This window comes from Pseudomonas sp. Tul2A7 (assembly GCF_054790505.1).
The window spans coordinates 5792185-5815409 of the sequence record NZ_CP186499.1; the positions used below are offsets into that span (position 1 = coordinate 5792185).

Genomic DNA, 23225 nt, shown 5'->3' on the forward strand with positions numbered 1-23225 from the left:
CGCGAGTCTACAGTATGACGCTCGTACCAACATGAGCGATATTCATGCAAAAGCCTCACATGCTCTAAAAGCGCACAGGTTTGCTATGATCCCGCTCCTTCGTAATGGTCTTTCCGAGTAGTCCAAATGTCCGATCGCAGCGTCCGCCTTCAAGCTCTCAAGCAAGCTCTCAAAGAGCGCATCCTGATACTCGACGGCGGTATGGGCACGATGATCCAGAGCTACAAGCTCGAAGAGCAGGATTATCGCGGCAAACGCTTCGCGGACTGGCCGAGTGACGTCAAGGGCAACAACGACCTGCTGGTGATCACCCGTCCGGACGTGATCGGCGGCATCGAGAAAGCCTACCTGGATGCCGGCGCCGACATCCTCGAAACCAACACCTTCAACGCTACGCGCATTTCCATGGCCGACTACGGTATGGAAGAGCTGGCCTACGAGTTAAACGTAGAAGGCGCACGTCTGGCCCGCAAGGTCGCCGACGCCAAGACCGCCGAGAACCCGGCCAAGCCGCGTTTCGTCGCCGGCGTGCTCGGTCCGACCAGCCGCACCTGTTCGCTGTCGCCGGACGTCAACAACCCGGGCTACCGCAACGTCACCTTTGATGAGCTGGTGGAGAACTACACCGAAGCCACCAAAGGCCTGATCGAGGGCGGCGCCGACCTGATCCTGATCGAAACCATTTTCGACACCCTCAACGCCAAAGCGGCGATTTTCGCTGTGCAAGGCGTGTTCGAAGAGCTGCACCTCGAACTGCCGATCATGATTTCCGGGACCATCACCGATGCCTCCGGCCGTACCCTCTCGGGCCAGACCACCGAAGCGTTCTGGAACTCGGTGGCGCACGCCAAGCCGATTTCGGTCGGTTTGAACTGCGCGCTCGGCGCCAGTGAGTTGCGTCCGTACCTGGAAGAGCTGTCGAACAAGGCCAGCACCCACGTATCCGCGCACCCGAACGCCGGCCTGCCGAACGAATTCGGCGAGTACGACGAACTGCCGTCGGAAACCGCCAAAGTCATCGAAGAATTCGCCCAGAGCGGTTTCCTCAACATCGTCGGCGGCTGCTGCGGCACCACGCCGGGGCACATCGAAGCCATCGCCAAAGCCGTCGCCGGTTACGCGCCGCGGCAGATTCCGGATATCCCGAAGGCTTGCCGCCTCTCGGGTCTGGAACCGTTCACCATCGATCGCAGCTCGCTGTTCGTCAACGTCGGCGAGCGCACCAACATCACCGGCTCGGCCAAGTTCGCCCGCCTGATCCGTGAAGACAACTACACCGAAGCGCTGGAAGTCGCCCTGCAACAGGTCGAAGCCGGCGCGCAGGTGATCGACATCAACATGGACGAAGGGATGCTCGATTCGAAGAAGGCCATGGTGACCTTCCTCAATCTGATCGCCGGTGAACCGGACATCTCGCGCGTACCGATCATGATCGACTCGTCGAAATGGGAAGTGATCGAAGCCGGCCTCAAGTGCATTCAAGGCAAGGGCATCGTCAACTCGATCAGCATGAAAGAAGGCGTCGAGCAGTTCATCCATCACGCCAAACTGTGCAAGCGCTACGGCGCGGCGGTGGTGGTGATGGCGTTCGACGAAGCCGGCCAGGCCGACACCGAAGCGCGCAAGAAAGAAATCTGCAAACGCTCCTACGACATTCTGGTCAACGAAGTCGGCTTCCCGCCGGAAGACATCATCTTCGACCCGAACATCTTCGCCGTCGCCACCGGTATTGAAGAACACAACAACTACGCAGTGGACTTCATCAATGCCTGCGCCTACATTCGCGACGAGCTGCCGTATGCGCTGACCTCGGGCGGCGTGTCCAACGTGTCGTTCTCGTTCCGTGGCAACAACCCGGTGCGTGAGGCGATCCACTCGGTGTTCCTGCTCTACGCGATCCGCGCAGGCCTGACCATGGGCATCGTCAACGCCGGTCAACTGGAGATCTACGACCAGATCCCGGTCGAGCTGCGCGACGCCGTTGAAGACGTGATCCTCAACCGCACCCCGGAAGGCACCGACGCCCTCCTCGCCATCGCCGACAAGTACAAGGGCGACGGCAGCGTCAAGGAAGCCGAGACCGAAGAGTGGCGCAGCTGGGAGGTCAACAAGCGTCTGGAACATGCGCTGGTCAAAGGCATCACCACGCATATCGTTGAAGACACCGAAGAATCGCGCCAGTCGTTCGCGCGCCCGATCGAAGTGATCGAAGGCCCGCTGATGTCCGGCATGAACATCGTCGGCGACCTGTTCGGCGCCGGCAAAATGTTCCTCCCGCAAGTGGTGAAATCCGCCCGCGTGATGAAGCAGGCCGTGGCGCACTTGATCCCGTTCATCGAACTGGAAAAGGGCGACAAGCCGGAAGCCAAGGGCAAGATCCTCATGGCGACCGTGAAAGGCGACGTGCACGACATCGGCAAGAACATTGTCGGCGTGGTGCTCGGATGCAACGGCTACGACATCGTCGACCTCGGCGTGATGGTCCCGGCGGAGAAGATCCTGCAGGTGGCCAAAGAGCAGAAGTGCGACATCATCGGCCTGTCCGGTCTTATCACACCGTCGCTGGATGAAATGGTTCACGTCGCTCGCGAGATGCAGCGTCAGGACTTCCATCTGCCGCTGATGATCGGTGGCGCGACTACCTCCAAAGCGCACACCGCGGTGAAGATCGAACCGAAGTACAGCAACGATGCCGTGGTTTACGTGACCGACGCTTCCCGCGCGGTGGGCGTGGCAACGCAGTTGCTGTCGAAAGAATTGAAGGCCGGTTTTGTTGAGAGAACCCGTGCCGAATACGTTGAAGTGCGTGAACGCACCGCCAACCGCAGCGCCCGTACCGAGCGCTTGAGCTACGCAGCGGCCATCGCCAAGAAACCCCAGTTCGACTGGGCAACTTATGAACCGGTCAAACCGACCTTCACCGGCAGCAAGGTGCTGGACAACATCGACCTCAAAGTCTTGGCCGAGTACATCGACTGGACACCGTTCTTTATCTCTTGGGATCTGGCCGGCAAGTTCCCGCGCATTCTCGAAGACGAAGTGGTCGGTGAAGCCGCCACCGCGCTGTACAAGGACGCGCAGGAAATGCTCGCCAAGCTGATCGACGAGAAGCTGATCAGCGCCCGTGCGGTGTTCGGTTTCTGGCCGGCCAATCAGGTGCATGACGATGACATCGAGCTGTACGGCGATGACGGCCAGCCATTGGCCAAACTGCATCACTTGCGCCAGCAGATCATCAAGACCGACGGCAAGCCAAACTTCTCGCTGGCCGACTTCGTGGCACCGAAGGACAGCGAAGTGACCGATTACGTCGGCGGTTTCATCACCACCGCCGGCATCGGCGCTGAGGAAGTGGCCAAGGCTTATCAGGACGCTGGCGACGATTACAACTCGATCATGGTCAAGGCGCTGGCCGACCGTTTGGCCGAGGCTTGTGCCGAATGGCTGCACCAGCAGGTGCGTAAAGAGCACTGGGGTTATGCCAAGGACGAAACCCTCGACAACGATGCGCTGATCAAAGAGCAATACAGCGGCATCCGCCCTGCCCCGGGTTACCCGGCGTGCCCGGATCACACGGAAAAGGCGGCGCTGTTCGCCTTGCTCGATCCGGAAGCTGAAGAGATGCGCGCTGGTCGCAGCGGCGTGTTCCTCACCGAGCACTACGCGATGTTCCCGGCGGCAGCGGTCAGCGGCTGGTACTTCGCCCATCCGCAGGCGCAGTACTTTGCCGTGGGCAAGATCGACAAGGATCAGGTCGCCAGCTACACCTCGCGCAAAGGCCAGGAGTTGAGCGTGACCGAGCGCTGGCTGGCGCCAAACCTGGGTTACGACAACTAATCCAGCTTCAACGCATCACCCCTGTGGGAGCGAGCCTGCTCGCGAATGCGGTCGACTATTCAGCATTGATGCTGACTGACACGACGCCTTCGCGAGCAGGCTCGCTCCCACAGTTGTTTTTGCGGTGGCCTTGAAAGGGTTGGCTATGCTTGTCTGACACACACGGCAGACGAGGGGTTTATGGACGATCCAGTCGACAACAAACCGCCGACCTTCTGGCAGATGCTGCACAGCGTGATGGCGGCAGCCTTCGGGGTGCAGAGCGGCAAGAATCGGGCAAGGGACTTCACCCATGGCAAGCCCAGCCATTTCGTGATGCTGGGGATTGTGTTCACCGCCATCTTCGCGTTGACGCTGTTTGCCATCGTCAAACTGGTGCTGCACTTCGCCGGGGTCTGACGCGTTCAGCGCATCAGAGTCTGCAAGGTGAACGGGTAGCGATACGACGCCGGTTGCCCTTTGGCTGAGAGCTTGCGGAAATTCACGCCGTAGTTCGGCGACTTGCCCATGGCCAGCATTTGCCGGGCGTGACGTTTGTCGATCAGTTGCAGCAACGGAATCTGCCGATCACGGCCGCCGTAGCGATTCAAATCGACGCCCTGCTCCACGTCATGCAACTCGACCAACGCCCAGCCGCCCAGGGTAAAGTGTCCGCCGACCAACGCGCTCAGGCGCCCGTCAACCAGTGCCTGCAAAGCCGCCGGGGAGGTGTTGACCGCACTGAACAAGGCATCTTTGCCGGGGACTTTGCCTGTCTCGGCGTAGGCGCGCATCGCCCCGAAGGCCATTTCATCATTGGCCGACCACACCAGCGACACCTTCGGGTAACGGGCGAACAGCTGTTTGGCCTGTTCATAGGCGCGCTCTTGGGTCCAGCCGCTGTAGACCAATTGCCGCAGGCGAATCTGTGGATGTTCGGCCAGCGCCCGTTGCATGCCGCGCTCGCGTAATTGCGCCGAGGGCGTGACCTTCAGCCCGGAGAACGCCAACACTTCAATCGGCTCAGTGCCTGGCGTCGACGGGTGCAGGCGAATCAGCTCCTTCATCATCAAGTAACCGCCCTCCTCGTCGTTCGGCACCAGGCTGCCAATGCGGTCGTCACGCTCGCCGACCATGGCCTGCTGGTCAGCCGTCAGTGCGGCGTTGACCATAAACAGCTTCACACCGCTGTTCTGCGCCAGACGCAGGATTTGCGGGGCGACGTATTGTTCGTTGACGAAAATCAGGTACTCGGGACGATTCGGCCCCTGTAATGCGAGGCGCGCCTGAGCGAGGGTCAGTTCGGGCTGGCGTTGGGAATAGAGAATCTGCAGGTCGATTCCCAGATCATGGGCGGCCGCCTGCATGAATTGCGAATAGCTCACCCAGAACGCTTCCTGCGTCGAACCCGGATTCAAAAACAGCACAGACTCTGCCCGCGCGCTGCTCTGGAACAACGCGCCGAACAACAGAAGACTGATATGGAAAAACTTGAACATGAAGCATCCGGGCCCAACGAAAAATGGCCGCGCATTATAGCCCTCGTTTCATCGGCTATTGATGCCTGATCCCGCTTTTTGTCCGACAATCTGTCGCAAGCGAGGCCCGGATCGGTCGTTTACTGATGACTGACCCAAAATACCGCAGTTCCTACCACGAGAATGATCAGGAACAGGATGGCCCACGCATCGACACTGCTGTCGCTTTTTCTTGCCTTGGTCGGGTTGCTCATTGCATCGCCTCTTGTCGGTTTTATCGGTGATTGCAGAAAGACTCGACCACAGTTAAGACGATGATTGTCCGCACGACAAATGTGGATTACTTGACAGTCGTTCTCGTTAGGCGATTTGGTTCTTTACATATACTCAAACATCACTTTTGCGCATAACTGCAAACGGGTATATTGCCCCGGCTCCGTTAGGGAGTGCGCGGCCGTGCGCGCAGAATTGCAGAGGCACAATCGGACTCCAGCAAGCGAAAACGCAGTGCTACTCCGAATGGCCCAAGCCTGAGAACAGGACTTATATGTACGTATACGACGAGTACGATCAGCGGATCATCGAGGACCGCGTCAAGCAGTTCCGTGATCAGACCCGACGCTATCTGGCAGGTGAGCTGAGCGAAGAAGAATTCCGCCCCCTGCGCCTGCAAAATGGCCTGTACATCCAGCGTTTCGCGCCGATGTTGCGTGTGGCGGTGCCTTACGGCCAGCTGACTTCGCGTCAGACGCGCATGATGGCGAAGATTGCCCGCGACTACGACAAGGGCTACGCCCACATCAGTACGCGGCAGAACGTGCAGTTCAACTGGCCGGCGGTGGAAGACATCCCGGACATCCTCGCTGAACTGGCCACCGTGCAGATGCACGCGATCCAGACCAGCGGCAACTGCCTGCGCAACGTCACTACCGACCAGTTCGCCGGTGTCGCTGCCGACGAAGTGATCGACCCGCGCCCATGGTGCGAAATCGTCCGTCAGTGGACTACATTCCACCCGGAATTCGCCTACCTGCCACGTAAGTTCAAGATCGCCGTCAACGGTTCGACCGCTGACCGTGCCGCCATTGAAGTCCACGACATCGGCCTTGAGCCGGTACACAACGCCGCTGGCGAACTGGGTTTCCGCGTGTTGGTCGGCGGTGGCCTTGGCCGTACTCCGGTGGTCGGTGCGTTCATCAACGAATTCCTGCCGTGGCAGGACCTGTTGAGCTACCTCGACGCCATCCTGCGCGTGTACAACCGCTACGGCCGTCGCGACAACAAATACAAGGCGCGGATCAAGATCCTCGTCAAAGCCCTCACGCCGGAAGTGTTCGCACAGAAAGTCGATGCGGAAATGGAACACCTGCGCGGTGGCCAGACCACTCTGACCGACGCCGAACTGCAGCGTGTCGCCAAGCACTTCGTCGACCCGGATTACAAGGCGCTGGACAACCAGACCGCGCAACTGGCCGAGCTCGACAAAGAGCATCCGGGTTTCGCCCGCTGGCGCACCCGCAATACCCTGGCGCACAAGAAGCCGGGCTATGTCGCCGTAACCCTGTCGCTGAAACCGACCGGCGTTGCCCCGGGCGATATCACTGACAAGCAGCTCGACGCCGTCGCCGATCTGGCCGACCGCTACAGCTTCGGTCAACTGCGCACCTCGCACGAGCAGAACATCATTCTCGCCGACGTCGAGCAAAGCCAGCTGTTCACCCTGTGGGGCGAACTGCGCGAAGGCGGTTTCGCCACGCCGAACATCGGTTTGCTGACCGACATCATCTGCTGCCCTGGCGGTGATTTCTGCTCGCTGGCCAACGCCAAGTCGATCCCGATTGCCGAATCGATCCAGCGCCGCTTCGACGACCTCGACTACCTGTTCGACATCGGTGAGCTGGACCTGAACATCTCCGGTTGCATGAACGCCTGTGGTCACCACCACGTCGGCCACATCGGCATCCTCGGCGTCGACAAGAAAGGCGAAGAGTTCTATCAGGTCTCCCTCGGCGGCAGCGCCAGCCGGGATGCGAGCCTGGGCAAGATCCTCGGCCCGTCCTTCGCTCAGGAAGCCATGCCTGACGTGATCTCGAAGCTGATCGACGTGTACGTGGAACAACGTACCGAAGACGAGCGCTTCATCGACACCTACCAGCGTATTGGCATCGACCTCTTCAAGGAACGCGTCTATGCAGCGAATCATTAAGAACAACGAGGTCGTCGACGAAACCTGGCACTTGCTGCCCAAGGATTTCAACATCGACGAGATCAGTAACTGCGACGATCTGATCGTGCCGCTGCAACTGTGGCGCGAACACAGCCGCATGCTCAAGGCCCGCGACGGTGGCCTGGGTGTCTGGCTGGACGCCGACGAAGAAGCCGAAGAAATCGGTGAAGACGTCGCCGAGTTTCAGGTGATTGCCCTGAACTTCCCGGCGTTCACCGACGGCCGCAACTACTCCAACGCCCGTCTGCTGCGTGACCGTTACGGTTTCAAAGGCGAACTGCGGGCGATTGGTGATGTGCTGCGCGATCAGCTGTTCTACATGCATCGCTGCGGTTTTGATGCCTTTGCCATTCGCGCGGACAAAGACCCGTACGAAGCGCTTGAAGGCCTCAAGGACTTCTCGGTGACCTATCAGGCTGCCACTGACGAACCACTGCCGCTGTTCCGTCGCCGCTAAGTCTTCAGGTTTAGCGCGGACAAAAAAACGCCGGTCATGTGACCGGCGTTTTTTTATGCCTGTTCGAGTTACCAGAAGCGCTGCTGGGTCAAGCGACTCCACCAGCTCAACAGCACGCGGTCGACCGAGCCGCTGGCGGCCATGCCGATACGCTCCTGCAAGCTTTTGCGCTCGGCGTAGTGCAGGTGATAGACCTCAGCCTTTTTGGCCCGGTCTGCCAGGTATTCATCACTGGTCTTGAGCTCATCGACCAGTTGCTTATCCAGCGCCGCGACGCCGAGCCAGACTTCACCAGTGGCGACATCGTCAATCGCCAGTTGCGGGCGGTAGCGGGCGACGAAGTTCTTGAACAGTTGATGGGTGATGTCCAGGTCCTCCTGGAACTTCTCGCGGCCCTTCTCGGTGTTTTCACCAAATACGGTCAGAGTGCGCTTGTACTCGCCGGCGGTGAGGACTTCAAAGTCGATGTCGTGCTTCTTCAGCAAGCGGTTGACGTTGGGCAACTGCGCAACCACGCCGATCGAACCAAGAATCGCAAACGGTGCGCTGATGATCTTCTCGCCGATGCACGCCATCATGTAGCCGCCGCTGGCCGCAACCTTGTCGATGCACACGGTCAACGGCACGCCGGCTTCACGGATACGCGCCAATTGCGAGGATGCCAGACCGTAGCTGTGGACCATGCCGCCTCCGCTTTCCAGACGCAGGACCACTTCGTCTTTTGGCGTGGCCAAGGTCAGCAGCGCGGTGATTTCATGGCGCAGGCTCTCGGTGGCCGAGGCTTTGATGTCGCCGTCGAAATCGAGGACGAATACGCGGGACTTGGCTTCGGGTTGTTTCTTCTGCTTCTTCGCGCTTTTTTCGGACTTGGCCTCGCCCTTGCGCAAAGCTTTGAGCTGATCCTTGTCGAGCAAGGTCTGCTCCAGGCGCTCACGCAGGCCCTTGTAGAAATCATTGAGTTTGCTGACCTGCAACTGACCGGCGGATTTGCGTCGGCCCTTGCTGCGCAATGCAGCAAAACTGGCAAGCACCACCAGAATGGCGATCACCAGGGTGACGGTCTTGGCCAGGAAGCTGGCGTATTCGGTGAAAAACTCCACAGAGACTCCTTAGAACAGTGCGTGGATGTGAAACACACGCGGGATGGCTCCAGCATACCCATGCGCCGGCTCATCGGCCAGCCGTGAAACCTCTGGCAACACCCCTGTAACGGGCATTTCAAACAAGCGTATGTTTTTTCATTGACAGCTAACCGTCATCCTCATAACCTCGCCACAACCTTCAACGTACCGGGATGACGCGGACGTGGGCAGCATCTATTTGATTCGACATGGCCAGGCCTCCTTTGGTGCAGACGACTATGACGTCCTGTCGCCGACCGGTGTGCGCCAGGCAGAAATCCTCGGTCAGCACCTCGCTGAACTGGGTATCAGCTTCGATCGCTGCCTCGCCGGAGACCTGCGTCGCCAGCAGCACACGGCCACCAGCGCGCTGGCGCAATTCGCCGCCAAAGGGCTGCCGGTACCGACGCTGGAAACCGATTCCGCTTTCAACGAGTTCGATGCCGACGCGGTGATCCGTGCCCTGCTCCCGGACATGCTGGCAGACGAGCCGGAAGCTCTCGACATCCTGCGCAACGCCGCGCAGAACCGTGGTGAATTCCAACGCATTTTCGCCCTGATCATCGAGCGCTGGCTGGCCGGCACTTACGACACGCCGGGGCTCGAAAGCTGGCTGGGTTTCGTCGAAAGGGTTCAGGCCGGGCTGCAGCGGATACTCGATCTGGCCGATAAAAATCAGAAAATCGCCGTGTTCACCTCCGGCGGCACCATCACTGCCCTGCTCCACCTCATTACGCAAATGCCTGCGAAACAGGCCTTTGAATTGAACTGGCAAATCGTCAACACCTCGCTCAACCAGCTGAAGTTCCGCGGTCGCGAGGTGGCTTTGGCCTCCTTTAACAGTCATGTACATCTGCAGCTGTTGAAGGCTCCGGAACTCATCACTTTCCGTTGAGTCCGGTTAACTGTGAACCTTGCTGTAATCAACCAGCTCCTATTACCAAGAAAGGATCGAACCATGACCTCCGTAGCCGATGCCGTAAAAGCAATGCAAGCCAAGTTCAACCCAGCCGCTGCTGCCGGTCTGGATCTGGTCTTCGGTTTCAACATCACTGACGAAAACAAGCAGTACTCGCTGATCGTCAAAGACGGCACCTGCGACATCCAGGAAGGCGAAAACCCGGACGCCAACTGCACGCTGGTGCTGGACAGCGAAACCCTGAAAGGTATCGTCAGCGGCGAAACCGACGGCATGCAGGCTTTCATGGGCGGCAAGCTGCGCGTTGAAGGCGACATGATGCTGTCGATGAAACTGTCCGAGCTGTTCCCGTCGTAATAGCGACGTTCAGTGACACAAAAATCCCGCCTTCATGGCGGGATTTTTACATTCGAGCGCTGAGGATTACTGCTCGCACCCAAGACCTGTGGGAGCGAGCTTGCTCGCGAAGGCGTCAACTCAGTCGACATCACCGTTACCTGTCACATCGCATTCGCGAGCAGGCTCGCTCCCACATTTGATATGGGGTCGTCAGTGAACGAAGCGGCCAGCAACTCTCGGGTATACGGATGCTGCGCGGCATGAAACAGCGCATTCGTCTCGCCACGCTCCACCACTTCACCGTCCTTCATCACAATCAAGTCATGGGCCAACGCGCGCACCACCGCCAGATCGTGGCTGATGAACAGATAGGTCAAGCCGTGTTCCGCCTGCAAACGCCGCAATAACGCGACAATCTGTTTTTGCACCGTGCGATCCAGTGCCGACGTCGGTTCATCCAGCAGAATCAAGTCGGGCTTGAGCACCAGCGCCCGGGCAATCGCGATGCGTTGCCGCTGCCCACCGGAAAACTCGTGGGGATAGCGATGGCGAGTAGCCGGATCGAGGCCGACTTCACGCAGCACCTCAATCACTGCGCTCTCGCGCTCGCTGGCGGTCAAATCGCTGTGCACCTGTAAACCTTCAGCGATGATCTGCTCCACGCACAGGCGTGGACTGAGGCTGCCAAACGGATCCTGAAACACCACTTGCAGGCGTTTGCGCAGTGGCCGGAGTTGTTTGCCGCTCAAGTGCTCCAGCGCCTCGCCTTGAAAGCGAATACTGCCTTGCGCATCGAGCAAACGCAGAATCGCCTGGCCCAGCGTCGACTTGCCGGAACCGGATTCGCCGACAATCCCCAAGGTTTTGCCACGCTGAAGATTCAAGTCAATGCCGTTGACCGCGTGCAAGTACGACTTCGCGCGCAGCCATCCACCGCCCAAACGGAAGCGCACATTGAGGTCCCGCACCTCCAGCAAATCCTCGGCGGGTTCCCGACACAACGCCTCGCCACCCGGCTCGGCGTTGAGCAACTCGATACTGTAGGGATGTTGCGGCGCGCTGAACAACTGTTCACACGACGCCCGTTCGACGATCAGACCGCCACGCATGACCGCCACTCGCTGAGCGATATTGCGCACCAGATTCAGATCATGACTGATGATCAACAACGCCATGCCCAGCCGCTCCTGCAGTTCTTTGAGCAGCAACAAAATCTTGCGTTGCACGGTCACGTCCAGCGCCGTAGTCGGCTCGTCGGCGATCAGCAACTGTGGCTCGCAGGCCAGCGCCATGGCAATCATCACCCGTTGTCGCTGACCGCCCGACAGTTGATGCGGATAAGCCTTGAGCCGTTCGCGCGGATGTTGAATACCGACCAATTCCAGCAGTTCCAAAATCCGTAACCGCGCCGCCGCCCCGGCCAGCCCCTTGTGCAGCGCAAGGCTTTCGCCCAGTTGCCGCTCAATCGTGTGCAAAGGGTTCAGTGAACTCATCGGCTCCTGAAAAATCATCGCGATGCGGTTGCCACGCAATTGCCGCAAGTAGCGCTCATGCACACCAAGTAGCTCCTCGCCGGCATAACGGATGCTGCCGTCGATCCGGGTGATGGCCGGGTCGAGCAATTGCAGAATGCTGTGCGCCGTCACCGATTTACCGGAGCCGGATTCGCCGACCAGCGCCAGACATTCGCCGGGACGGATATCAAGGTCGATGCCATGCACCACGGCCTCGCCATTGAACGCGACGCGCAGGTCGCGTATTTCGATCAGATGTTCCGGCATATCAAGTCCTCGGATCAAACGCATCGCGGCAGGCCTCACCGATAAAAACCAGCAATGAAAGGATCAGCGCCAAGGCAAAGAACGCGGTCAAACCCAGCCACGGCGCTTGCAGATTGCTCTTGCCCTGACCGATCAACTCGCCGAGAGAAGCGCTGCCGGCCGGCATGCCGAAACCGAGAAAATCCAGTGCCGATAACGTCGCGATCGCCCCGGTAAGAATAAACGGCAGGTAGGTCAGCGTCGCGCTCATGGCATTGGGCAGGATGTGCCGAACGATTACCTGCGCATCGCCCACACCCAGTGCCCGCGCCGCTTTCACATACTCCAGACCGCGACTGCGCAGGAACTCGGCACGCACCACATCGACCAGACTCAACCAGGAAAACAGCGCCATGATCCCCAGCAACCACCAGAAATTCGGCTCGACAAATCCGGACAGAATGATCAGCAGGTACAACACCGGCAGCCCCGACCACACCTCCAGCACGCGCTGACCGATCAAGTCGACCCAACCGCCGTAGTAACCCTGCAACGCGCCGGCAGCGATGCCGATCAGCGCACTCGCTGCGGTCAGCGCCAGGGCAAACAGCAGCGATATACGCGTGCCGAATATCACCCGCGCCAGCACGTCGCGCGCCTGATCATCGGTGCCCAGCCAATTCTCGCCGCTGGGCGGACTCGGCGCCGGCTCCGTGAGGTCGTAATTGACCGTGTCGAACGCGAACGGAATCGGCGCAAACCACAGCCGCCCGCCCTGCCCCTCGATCAATTGCCGCACCTGCGCGCTGCGATAGTCTGGTTGAAACGGCAACTCACCGCCGAAATCCTGCTCGGTGTAGCGCTTGAACGCCGGGAAATACCAGTCGCCCTGATACGTCACCAGTAGCGGTTTATCGTTGGCCACCAGTTCACCGCCAAGGCTCAGGCCGAACAGCGCAAGAAACAGCCACAGCGACCACCAGCCACGGCGATGCGCCTTGAAGCGCGCCCAGCGGCGCTGGCCGATTGGAGATAACGTCAGCATCAGGCAGCCCTCGCGGTGAAGTCGATGCGCGGGTCGACCAGCGTGTAACAGAGGTCGCCGAGCAGTTTTATCAGCAGGCCGAACAAGGTGAAGATGAACAGCGAACCGAACACCACAGGGTAATCGCGGGCGACCGCCGCTTCGTAACTGAGGCGACCGAGGCCGTCGAGGGAGAAGATCACTTCGATCAGCAGCGAACCGCCGAAGAACACCGTCACCAAGGCTTGCGGCAAACCGGCGACGACCAGCAGCATCGCATTGCGAAACACATGGCCGTACAACACCTGCCGTTCACTCAGCCCTTTGGCGCGCGCGGTCACCACATAAAGGCGCGAGATCTCGTTGAGAAAGCTGTTCTTGGTGAGGATCGTCAACGTGGCAAAACCGCCGATAACCAGGGCAATCACCGGCAGCACCAAGTGCCAGAAATAGTCAGCCACCTTGGCCCACGGCGACAGCTCGGCGAAGTTGTCCGAGACCAGCCCGCGCACCGGAAACCAGTCCAGCGCCGTGCCACCGGCAAACACCACGATCAGCAGCAGCGCAAAGAGAAATCCCGGCAACGCATAACCGATGATGATCGCCACGCTGCTCCAGACATCGAACGCCGAGCCGTTGTGCACGGCTTTGCGAATACCCAGCGGAATCGACACCAGATAGGTGATCAACGTCGCCCACAGGCCCAGCGACAAGGTCACCGGCAGCTTCTGCCAGATCAGCTCAGTGACGCTGGCACCGCGAAAGAAACTCTGACCGAAATCCAGTTGCGCATAGCTTTTGAGCATCAGCCACAAGCGCTCGCTGGGCGGTTTATCGAAGCCGTATTGACGCTCGATATCAGCCACCAGTTTCGGGTCGAGTCCGCGGGTGGCGCGGGATTCGCCACCGACGGTTTCGACATGGCTTGAACCCACCGCTGCACCCACGCCAATCCCCTGCAAACGCGCAATGGCCTGCTCGACCGGGCCACCGGGCGCGGCTTGCACGATAACGAAATTGACCAACAGGATCGCGAGCAAGGTCGGCACGATCAGCAGCAAACGGCGCAGGCTATAACCCCACATGGCTGTACTCCTTGTGCATCTGCGTTGACGTCAGTGCAGTCGGGCTGATTTCCCACCAGGTGTCGAGACCGGCGTCGTACAGCGGGGCAATCGCCGGTCGGCCGAAGCGGTTCCACCACACCGTGGAAATGCCTGGCGGGTAATAGTTGGGCACCCAGTAATAGCCCCACTGCAACACCCGATCCAGTGCATGAGCATGGCGCAACAGACTCTCGCGATTGTCGGCCTGCACCAACCCTTCGAGCAGGACATCGACGGCCGGATCACGCAGCACCATGTAATTGTTCGAGCCGGGATCAGCGGCACCGTCGGAGCCAAAGTAATTGAACATCTCGCGCCCCGGCGCCTGACTCACCGGGTAACCGGCGACGATCATGTCGTAATCGCGATTGCGCACGCGGTTGGTGTATTGCGCGGTGTCGACCTGGCGGATATCGAAGCCGATGCCGATCTGCGCCAGGTTGCGTTTGAACGGTAACAACAGTCGTTCGAAACCTTTCTGGCCATTGAGAAACGTGAAGTGCAGCGGCTCGCCATTGGCGTTCACCAACTGATCGCCCTGAGGTTTCCAGCCAGCGGCCTCCAGCAGTTTCAGCGCCTGCAATTGTTCCGCGCGGATGTTGCCACTGCCGTCGGTTTTCGGTGCTTCAAACACCGTGGTGAACACTTCATCGGGAATCTTTCCGCGCAACGGCTCAAGAATCTTCAGCTCTTCGGCATCCGGCAATGCAGTGGCCGCCAGTGCGCTGTGGGAGAAGAAGCTGCGCTGACGCAGGTACATGCTGCGCATCATTTGCCGGTTGCTCCATTCGAAATCCCAAAGCATGGCGATGGCCTGACGCACCCGGCGATCCTGAAACAGCGGTTTTTGCAGGTTGAACACAAAGCCCTGCGCGCCTTGCGCAGCACCGGGTGCGAGATGTTCACGAAGCAATTTGCCTTGCTCAAGTGCAGCGCCCGCGTAACCGATGGTGAAACTGGTGGCGGAGAACTCGCGGTTGTAATCGAAGCCGCCGGCCTTGAGCACCTGCCGTGACACGTCGGTGTCGGCGAAAAACTCCACGCTTAACTGATCGAAGTTGTACAGCCCACGGGTGATCGGCAGATCCTTGGCCCACCAGTCCCGCACCCGCTGGAATTTCACGCTGCGCCCGGCATCCACCGCACTGATACGATACGGGCCACTGCCCGGCGGGATCTCGAAACCACCGCCCTCGGCAAAGTCGCGGCTACGCCACCAATGTTCGGGCAGCACCGGCAGTGTCGCCAGGTCCAGCGGCAATGTGCGACTGTCGTTGTTCTTGAAGAGGAAGCGCACTTGCGTCGGTGACTCCACAACGACTTCAGCGACATCGCGAAACTGCTGACGGTATTTGAGGCTGCCCTGGGTGGTGAACATGTTGAAGGTGTAGCGCACGTCTTCGGCAGTGATCGGCGTGCCGTCGTCGAAGTGTGCCTTCGGGTTCAGGTAGAAGCGTATCCAGCGGCGATCCGGGTCCAGCTCCATCTGCTGCGCCACCAGACCGTAGACGCTGTAGGGTTCGTCCTTGCTGCGATAGGCCAGCGGTGCGTACAGCCAGCCATCGATATCCGCCACGCCGGTGCCTTTGTCGGTGTAAGGAATCAGGTGATCGAACGGGCCGCTTTCCAGCGAAGAACGGCGCAGGCTGCCGCCCTTCGGTGCATCGGGGTTGGCGTAGGCCAGGTGCTGGAAGTCGGGGGCGTATTTGGGAGGTTCGCCGTACACGGTTAACGCCGGTTGCGGGGCGGCCCAACTGAACGGGGTTAAAAGCGCGAAAGCGCTGAATAAAATGAGCCTGGAGAACATGGGCAGATCCTTTTACACGGTGCTGCTACTGGCTTCATCGCGAGCAGGCTCACTCCTACAAGGGTCTGCGGTGAACACAAAGCCAATGTAGGAGTGAGCCTGCTCGCGATAACGCCGGAACAGTCACCACACATCCTGCCTACCTGTGATGTGCAACAGGCCGGCGATTTTTATAGGGCAGGCTTTAGATCAATAGGTGACTAAAACCCGCCATCTCTGAGCATTTTCAAAACTTGTAACTGACCCGCGTGTACAGCGTTCGGCCAAATGGGTCGCCATATTTCGGGTCGTAGCCGCTCTGGAACGTGTAGGTCTGGTTGCTGAACGGTGGCTCGCGGTCGAACAGGTTTTTCGCGCCGAGGGTCACGCTCAGGGACTTGCGCCAGGTGTAGGTGCCGGCCAGATCCCAGACGTTGTAAGAGCCGACGTAATCGTGAGTGTCGCGATCGGAGTCGTGGTAACCGCTGGTGTAGCGGTTGGTGAGCGCGGCGCCGAACGGGCCGTAATTCCAGCTGCCGGTCAGGCTGTGGCGCCAGCGCGCCACGGCACCCGCCGAGGCAAAGTCACCGCCACGGAAATCGCCCAGCTTGTCGATGTAGTCGCCCTTGAGTTGTTGCTGATAGTCATAACGGGTGACGTAAGTGCCTTGCAGGCCGATGCCGAAATTGCCGTACGGCGTGCTCGGCAAACGGTAATCGAAGCTGACGTCGACGCCGTTGGTCTTGATCTTGCCGAGGTTGGCCAGGCCGGTGACGATGTGATCGATGGAGCCATCCGGCTTGCGCACCAGCCGATCCGGGTACAGCTCAGGATTCTCGAACACCGCCGATTCCGGGAACTCGGCAATCTGGTTGGCGATGTCGATCCACCAGAAATCCAGCCCGGCGCTCAGGCGCTCAAACGGTTGATAGACAAACCCGAGGGTAACGTTGCGCGCGGTTTCCGGGCTCAGGTCGGTATTGCCGCCGCTGGTGCGATTGAACTGCTGCGCGCAATCACGGTTGGCGATGCCGCCATTGCTCGGATTGCCGCCAGCGCACAAACGTGGATCGTTGTAGTTGGCATTGGTGAAACTGGTAAAGGTCGGGTTGTACAGCTCATACAACGACGGCGCACGGAACCCTTCGCTGTAGGCACCACGTACCACCAGTTCCTTGAACGGCTGGAAGCGGAACGAGTATTTCGGGTTGGTGGTGCTGCCGAAGTCGCTGTACTTGTCGTGACGCACGGCGGCGGACAGTTCCAGGCTGTCGAGCACAGGTACGTTGACCTCGGCGTACTCGGCCGAGACGCTGCGATCCCCGGCGACGCTGCCATTCGGATCAACGCCGAGGCTTTGCACGTCGCCGGCAAACTGCGCGAAATCCTGGTGAAAGTTTTCCTTGCGATACTCGCCGCCCAGCGCCAATGCCGAAGGACCGGCTCCGAACCAGTCGCCGATTTCACGACTGATGCGCCCGTCGATGGCCTTCACCCGCCCTACCGCCGTGGCGTAATCGCCGTCCACTGCGTTGGCTGCCAACAGCGCCGAACCGGCAGCCGTCTGCGGACCGAACGGGTTGATCACGCCATTGGCAATACCGGCGCTGACGGCACGGTCATTGACGTAGCCGTCCTGAATGCTGTTGACCACTTTGTTCTGGTTATACGAGGCGCCGAGGTTGTAATCCCAGCCGACCAGCGTGCCGTCGAAACTCAGCAGCAAACGCTGACTGGTGTTGTCGTCTTCGTGTTGACGCGCGCCGACGGCAGTTTCGCGCCAGTTCACGTCGACCGGTTGCGTCGGGTCGAGGGCAAAACCGTTCGGTCCTGGGGTGATGCCGTTGCCCGGATAGAACGCCGTGCCGGGGTTGACCTGATTACCCATCAAAGTGCCGGGGCCGATTTGCGTGCGGTTTTCGTTTTGCGCCCAGAAGTATTCGAGGCTGACGTTGTGGTCGTCCGACAGCTTGCCGGTGGCTTTGGCGAAGGCCGAGGTCTTCTCCGTTTCCGGCACCAGATCGAGGTAATTCCACAGGCTCTGCCGGCAGATGCCGTTGCGCGCCAGCAAACCCGGTGCGTTGCAGCCAGAACCGGCCAAAGGGTTGGTGGCGTTACTGCCCTGACTCCAGTTGGCCGGCGAGGCGGTGCCGGAGGTGTAATCGAGTCCGCGGTTGGGCTGATAGTTGTAGGTGTAGCCGCGATCCTCAGCGGCCAGGCGTTGCTGCTTGTCGTAACTGACCACACCAAACACGTTGAAGCGATCATCCTGCAAATCACCGAAGCCCCAACTGCCGCTGAAGTTTCGACTTTCACCGCCACCCGAATGCGTTGGCGTGTCGTAGTTGGTGCTGATTTGCCCTTCGGTCAGGCTAGTCTTGGTGATGAAGTTGATCACCCCGCCAATCGCATCAGTGCCGTACAGCGCCGAGGCGCCATCACGCAGCACTTCCACGCGGTCAATGGCGGCGAACGGAATGGTGTTGAGGTCGACACCCGAGCCGTTGATCGCATTGGTGGCATTGTTGCTCAGACGCCGGCCATTGAGCAGCACCAAGGTTTTGTTGGCGCCGATGCCGCGCAGATCCGCATAAGACGCCCCACCACTGCTCGACCCCACCGAACGCCCGGAGCCGACCGAAGACTGGTTGGCGGATATCCGGCTGACCAGTTCCTCGGTGGTGGTGACGCCCTGCTCGCGCAACTCTTCGACGCGCAGGATGGTCACCGGCACCGCCGTTTCTGCATCGACCCGGCGGATTGCCGTCCCCGTGACTTCGACACGCTGCAGTTGAGTGGTCGGTTCGGTTGCCGTGCTGTCGGCGGCGATGGCCGGCAGCGTGTTGATTGCCAGCAGCAAGGCCAGGCTCAAAGGTGATTTGACGGGTGAAAACTGAATCATGAACAGCCATCCCTGCGTTTTGGTTTATGCAGGGATGTGCAATGACGAATAAGGATTTATAGAGGGCGGTTTAGACCGTTGGGTGATGAGGTTATGCACAAAATGCCGTGCGTCCGCATCAAGCCAATGTCACCTCCCTCAACAACCGGGTATCCAGGCCAAATCGCTCCTGGGAGACCATCTTGAACTGCCCCTCTGCCAGGTCGCAGCTCACCAGCAGATTCCACGAGTGACGGGTTGCCGCAGAGGGAATCAGGACAAACGGATGCTCATCCAGTAAAGCGTCGGCAAACCGCTGTTGATTGGGCGACGGCCACGCGGGACTCAACCAGTAAGGATTCGGTACCTCTTCAGGCTGAACGACTTTGACCCGAGCATCGCGAATGACTTCAAAGCACGTCAGCACATAAGGCTCCCTGTCCAGCGCATCAAAACTGTTATTGGCTGCCACCTCCAGAATGGCCGACGACGGATCTACAGATGCATAGACGACTCGCCGGCCAGGCGCATTCCATCGACCGCCCTTCAGTTTTGAACCCATCCCGCTGTCCCACGTCTCTCCGTAGGCCTCCTGATCCAGGCGCCAGCCATACCAGTGCCCTTCCCAAGGCAAGGGATTCATGGGTAACCCCCGTACAGGAGCCGACACAAGTATTGCTCGACCATCTGGAAACCGAGCGGATGGTGGGTCAGTTCCAACGGCACGTAGCCGTTAAGATAAGGGGTGGATTTCTGCATCCATACCTCCGCCTGTGGCAGCCCCCCGAACGCACGAGTAGCCATCTCCAGCACCAGCGCATATTGGTAGGCGACAACACTCTGCTGCGAGTCAAGCCGTATCGACTTGCCTTCCTTCAACAGCCGCTGCACGGTTCTGACAGACCGGCCGGTGATGCGTTTGACCATGTCTTCGCGCAGGTACATTTCGGAAGTTGAAAGCATGTTGACGACGTCGCTCAGCTCAAAGCCCTCCTCGGTAAGGCGGACAATCAGCATGGCGTCGTCACCGAGGTCCTGGCCATGCACGAGCAAATCGACAGGCTTGCCCGCGACCTTCTTCAGCCCCGTCAGCCGAGGCACTTTTGCTGTGGGCATCGCGACATCCTCCATGGGGCATCTGGCGCGATCGTCGATCCAGAAATTGCGCAGGGAATAAACAGAGGTTTCATGCTGAATGTGTGGTGTACGCATAATTGATCCTTGATCTGGGAGCCTGAGCGTTCAAGCCGCTCAGCGACTTCAATGTCAGGTCCGATGCTATAGATCGCGCTTCCGACGACCAACCTGAAAAAGTCGTCGGAAATATCCCCTGCTTTCCGCAAAACCCGCCATTTTCCGTAGGACGTCAACGCGAGATTCCTGCCCTCAGCCGCCGAAGTGATAACTCACGTCCAGCCACCATTGCCGCCCGTACGGGTCATAGTTGCCGGTCGGGTAATACGGCCACCCCGCTGAATCATCGTGTTTGACCTGATTGAGCACGTTGTTCACGGTCAGACCGACACTTGCCCGGTCATTGAGTTTGTAACGCGCACTGGCGTTGAACACTGTCCACGGCGACAGACGCCCGTCTCCTGCGCCGTTGGTGACTGAACCGTAACGAATGCCCATCAGCGTCGCCGTGGCTTTCTGATAATCCCAGGTCAGGCTGGCGTTGACCTTGCTGCGCCAGTCGTAGTTGGTGCGTGAAGTGCGCCAGTCTTGCGTCGGTGCTTCTTCCGATTCCTTGTAGTAATGCGAAAGCACCAGGGTGTAACCCAGCGCCGAACTGAATGCGCCGTACTGCCCAGCGCCCCAGCGAATGTTGCTCTTGAAGTCCAGACCACTGACCCGCTCGCTGGCGGCGTTGATCGCATTGACCCGCACGCGCTGCAACTGGTTGGGATCGACCGCAGCATTGCCAGCGTTGCGATCGATGCGCGCCAGGGTCGACTGGCAATTGGCCGAATTGATGTCCTGCGTACCGTTGCGGCATTCGTTTTCCTGTTGCAGCAAGCGGTTTTCATCGACGGTGGTCAGCAGATCATCGATCTCGACACGCCAGAAATCCGTGGAGAAATCGAAGTTGCGCGACGGCGACCAGACAAAGCCGTAGGTCCACGATTTGCCGCGTTCAGACTCCAGATTCGCCGTACCGCTCTGGGTGTAATCGACCCGCCCACGATCACACGCGCCTTCCACACCCTGGCTGCAACCGTAGTAATCGATCTGCGCCGGGTAGTAGCCATTGCTGTCGGACTGATAGATGTAGTTCAGGTCCGGCGCACGGAAACTGGTGCCGTAACTGCCGCGCAGCAACAGGCTGGTGACCGGGCGCCATTCCAGTCCCAGGTTGTAGGTTTTCTGCTGCTCGGTGCGGCCGCTGAATTTGTATTGGTCCCAGCGCCCGGCGGCGGTCGCCAGAATCGTGTCAGTCACCGGAATGCTGAACTCGCCGCCCGCTGCATAACGCTTGCGCGAGCCACCGGAACTTTGCTGTGGGCTTACCCCGTAAAACGTGCCGTCGTTGAGGCCATCGTCCGGGTCAACGCGATACTCCTGTTTACCCGCCTCCAGTACCCCGGCGAAACCGACGGGGCCGGCCGGCAAGTCGAACAGATCACCGTTGACCGAAGCGTTGTAACTGGTCGACACCGATTTGCTGCTCTGGGTGAGGTTGCCGCGAAACTGCTGCCACTCCTGCGGCGTCAGCGGCCGGTCGAGCCGTGAAGCATCCGGGGCGAACACCGGATAACCGCCGCTGACACCGAGTTGCGGGCCGAGGTAAAAGTCCTGAATCGAAGACAGTGGCGTGTAGCGCGTGGTCCTGACGCTGCGATATTCCGAGCGGTTGGCCGCCAGATCGTAACTCCAGCCAGTGTCGGCGATCTTGTCCGAGAGACCGAGGGTGCCGGTCCACGAGGTGTCGCGCCACTTGCTGTTGTTGCTGGTGCGACCACCGATTTCCTCTTCGCCGAAGCGTCGATACCAGCGCTCCAGATTGCCGCTGTTCTGGTTGATGAAGTCCGGCGAGGTGAAGGTCGGCCCGCGCGTGTTGTTCTGGATATGGTCGAGGCCGTACATCAAATCGGCGAAGACCTGACCGCTGTCGCTGAAATGCCAGGTGCCACGGGTGTAGCCGTCGTAGTTTTCCTTCTGGGTCTGCACGGTCCAGTAATCGTTGTACATCTGGTCGGTGCGGCAGCGCCCGCCGCTGTTGACCAGTTTGTTGTCGAAGGTGCCCTGATAAGCACCGCAACCCGGTCCCAGATAACGACTGTTGCTCAGGTCGCGGCGGTAACCGACGTCCGCCAGCGGGCCGTTTTGCATAAAGCCACGGTCATCGGCCCAGATCGGATCGCGGTTAGTCAGTTCCAGACCGAACAAGCCGTCAAAATCCCCCCAACTGCCGCCGCCGCTGATCTGCAAGCGCTGGTTGTCACCGCCGCCGCGCTCGCTGGTGCCGCCCTTGAGATTGACGTCGACGCCGTTGATCTTGTCCTTGAGGATGATGTTGACCACCCCGGCAATCGCGTCCGAGCCGTAAATCGCCGAGGCGCCGCTGCTGAGGATTTCGATGCGTTCGATAACCGCCGACGGAATGTTCGCCAGGTTGGTGAAGTTGACCTTGCCGTCGTACGGCGTCGGGTAGTCGGCGACGCGACGGCCATTGATCAGCACCAGCGTATGGTTCGGGCCGAGGCCGCGCAGGTTCAGCGCGCTGGCCGCCGGTTGCCAGGTGTTGCCGTAATCTTCGCCTTGGGTCATGCCGGTGTTTTGCGTCTGCGTCGCGAGGGCGTCGTAGACGTTTTTGTAGCCGCGCGCTTCCATTTCTTCGTGGGTAATGACGTTGACCGGTGTGGCGCCATCGCTCTGCGCGCGAGCAATGCGCGAACCAGTCACGGTGACTTTTTCCATGCGGTAATCGGCGCTGGTGACCGGTGCCACGGCAGTGACTTTCGCCGGCGCATCGGCTGCGCGAACGGTCAGGCCCTGAGCGCTTTGCTCGACTTGCAGGTCGCTGCCGAGCAAGGCTTTTTCGACTGCCTGCCGGCCACCCAACGCGCCGCGCACCGCCGCGCTGCGTTTGCCCTGCACCAGTTCTTGGCTGAAGGAAATCGGCACACCGCTCTGCCGCGAGATGTCCAGCAGCACTTCGTCTAGCGGCCCGGTAGCGATGTCGAAGGTAAACACCGCCGCTGCCGATTCCTGGGCCACCGCCGCCAATGGACTGACGCCCAGCGCCAAGGCAGCGGCGAGGGTCAGTCGAGGTAATTGTTGTTTGAATGAGAACATCGAAGGGTTTCCCTG

At 59.7% G+C, this 23225-nt stretch carries 16 protein-coding genes; 6 read left to right on the forward strand and 10 right to left on the reverse strand.

What is annotated here, in order from left to right; all coding sequences use genetic code 11:
• Positions 1-126 precede the first annotated feature (126 nt).
• Positions 127-3837, forward strand: coding sequence for a methionine synthase (metH, locus tag ACOYXJ_RS25780; RefSeq protein ID WP_460372304.1), 3711 nt, complete (start codon positions 127-129; stop codon positions 3835-3837).
• A gap of 180 nt (positions 3838-4017) precedes the next feature.
• Positions 4018-4236 carry a DUF2970 domain-containing protein gene (locus ACOYXJ_RS25785; RefSeq protein ID WP_110719153.1) on the forward strand — a complete coding sequence of 73 codons (219 nt, stop codon included), beginning with the start codon at positions 4018-4020 and terminating at the stop codon, positions 4234-4236.
• Positions 4237-4241: 5 nt separating this feature from the next.
• Here the strand turns inward: ACOYXJ_RS25785 and ACOYXJ_RS25790 are convergent, their stop codons facing one another.
• Positions 4242-5315 carry an ABC transporter substrate-binding protein gene (locus ACOYXJ_RS25790; protein WP_460372306.1) on the reverse strand — a complete coding sequence of 358 codons (1074 nt, stop codon included), beginning with the start codon at positions 5313-5315 and terminating at the stop codon, positions 4242-4244.
• Positions 5316-5841: 526 nt separating this feature from the next.
• Here ACOYXJ_RS25790 and ACOYXJ_RS25795 point away from each other — a divergent pair.
• Both ACOYXJ_RS25795 and ACOYXJ_RS25800 read left to right on the forward strand, forming a co-directional pair.
• Positions 5842-7500, forward strand: a complete 1659-nt coding sequence (locus tag ACOYXJ_RS25795) for a nitrite/sulfite reductase (protein WP_007912574.1) — start codon at positions 5842-5844, stop codon at positions 7498-7500.
• Positions 7484-7978 carry a DUF934 domain-containing protein gene (locus tag ACOYXJ_RS25800; RefSeq protein WP_038368934.1) on the forward strand — a complete coding sequence of 165 codons (495 nt, stop codon included), beginning with the start codon at positions 7484-7486 and terminating at the stop codon, positions 7976-7978. Before ACOYXJ_RS25795 ends, ACOYXJ_RS25800 begins: the two co-directional genes overlap by 17 nt.
• Before the next feature lie 68 nt (positions 7979-8046).
• Here the strand turns inward: ACOYXJ_RS25800 and sohB are convergent, their stop codons facing one another.
• On the reverse strand, positions 8047-9078 hold the full coding sequence (gene sohB, locus ACOYXJ_RS25805; protein ID WP_077573155.1) for a protease SohB: 1032 nt from the start codon (positions 9076-9078) through the stop codon (positions 8047-8049).
• Positions 9079-9283: 205 nt separating this feature from the next.
• On the opposite strand from sohB, the gene ACOYXJ_RS25810 reads away from it, so the two are divergent.
• Together ACOYXJ_RS25810 and ACOYXJ_RS25815 are read left to right on the forward strand one after the other, a co-directional pair.
• On the forward strand, positions 9284-9994 hold the full coding sequence (locus ACOYXJ_RS25810; RefSeq protein WP_116029025.1) for a histidine phosphatase family protein: 711 nt from the start codon (positions 9284-9286) through the stop codon (positions 9992-9994).
• Positions 9995-10057: 63 nt separating this feature from the next.
• Positions 10058-10375 (forward strand): SCP2 sterol-binding domain-containing protein, encoded by a 318-nt coding sequence (locus ACOYXJ_RS25815; protein ID WP_150793477.1) that lies wholly within the window; start codon positions 10058-10060, stop codon positions 10373-10375.
• Between the two features lie 143 nt (positions 10376-10518).
• Here the strand turns inward: ACOYXJ_RS25815 and ACOYXJ_RS25820 are convergent, their stop codons facing one another.
• The 8 genes from ACOYXJ_RS25820 to ACOYXJ_RS25855 form a co-directional block, all read right to left on the reverse strand.
• Positions 10519-12138, reverse strand: a complete 1620-nt coding sequence (locus ACOYXJ_RS25820) for an ABC transporter ATP-binding protein (protein ID WP_460372309.1) — start codon at positions 12136-12138, stop codon at positions 10519-10521.
• A gap of 1 nt (position 12139) precedes the next feature.
• Positions 12140-13162, reverse strand: a complete 1023-nt coding sequence (locus ACOYXJ_RS25825; RefSeq protein ID WP_460372311.1) for an ABC transporter permease — start codon at positions 13160-13162, stop codon at positions 12140-12142.
• On the reverse strand, positions 13162-14226 hold the full coding sequence (locus ACOYXJ_RS25830) for a microcin C ABC transporter permease YejB (RefSeq protein WP_460372313.1): 1065 nt from the start codon (positions 14224-14226) through the stop codon (positions 13162-13164). The genes ACOYXJ_RS25825 and ACOYXJ_RS25830 overlap by 1 nt, the downstream gene beginning before the upstream one ends.
• Positions 14213-16054, reverse strand: coding sequence for an extracellular solute-binding protein (locus ACOYXJ_RS25835; RefSeq protein ID WP_460372315.1), 1842 nt, complete (start codon positions 16052-16054; stop codon positions 14213-14215). Before ACOYXJ_RS25835 ends, ACOYXJ_RS25830 begins: the two co-directional genes overlap by 14 nt.
• A 226-nt stretch (positions 16055-16280) precedes the next feature.
• Positions 16281-18935, reverse strand: a complete 2655-nt coding sequence (locus tag ACOYXJ_RS25840) for a TonB-dependent receptor (RefSeq protein WP_460372317.1) — start codon at positions 18933-18935, stop codon at positions 16281-16283.
• Between the two features lie 118 nt (positions 18936-19053).
• Positions 19054-19557: an RES family NAD+ phosphorylase gene (locus ACOYXJ_RS25845; RefSeq protein WP_095120991.1), complete on the reverse strand. Its 504-nt coding sequence runs from the start codon at positions 19555-19557 to the stop codon at positions 19054-19056.
• Positions 19554-20030 (reverse strand): antitoxin Xre/MbcA/ParS toxin-binding domain-containing protein, encoded by a 477-nt coding sequence (locus tag ACOYXJ_RS25850; protein WP_180988161.1) that lies wholly within the window; start codon positions 20028-20030, stop codon positions 19554-19556. Before ACOYXJ_RS25850 ends, ACOYXJ_RS25845 begins: the two co-directional genes overlap by 4 nt.
• Positions 20031-20300: 270 nt before the next feature.
• Positions 20301-23210: a TonB-dependent receptor domain-containing protein gene (locus tag ACOYXJ_RS25855; protein WP_460372319.1), complete on the reverse strand. Its 2910-nt coding sequence runs from the start codon at positions 23208-23210 to the stop codon at positions 20301-20303.
• Between the last annotated feature and the right edge of the window lie 15 nt (positions 23211-23225).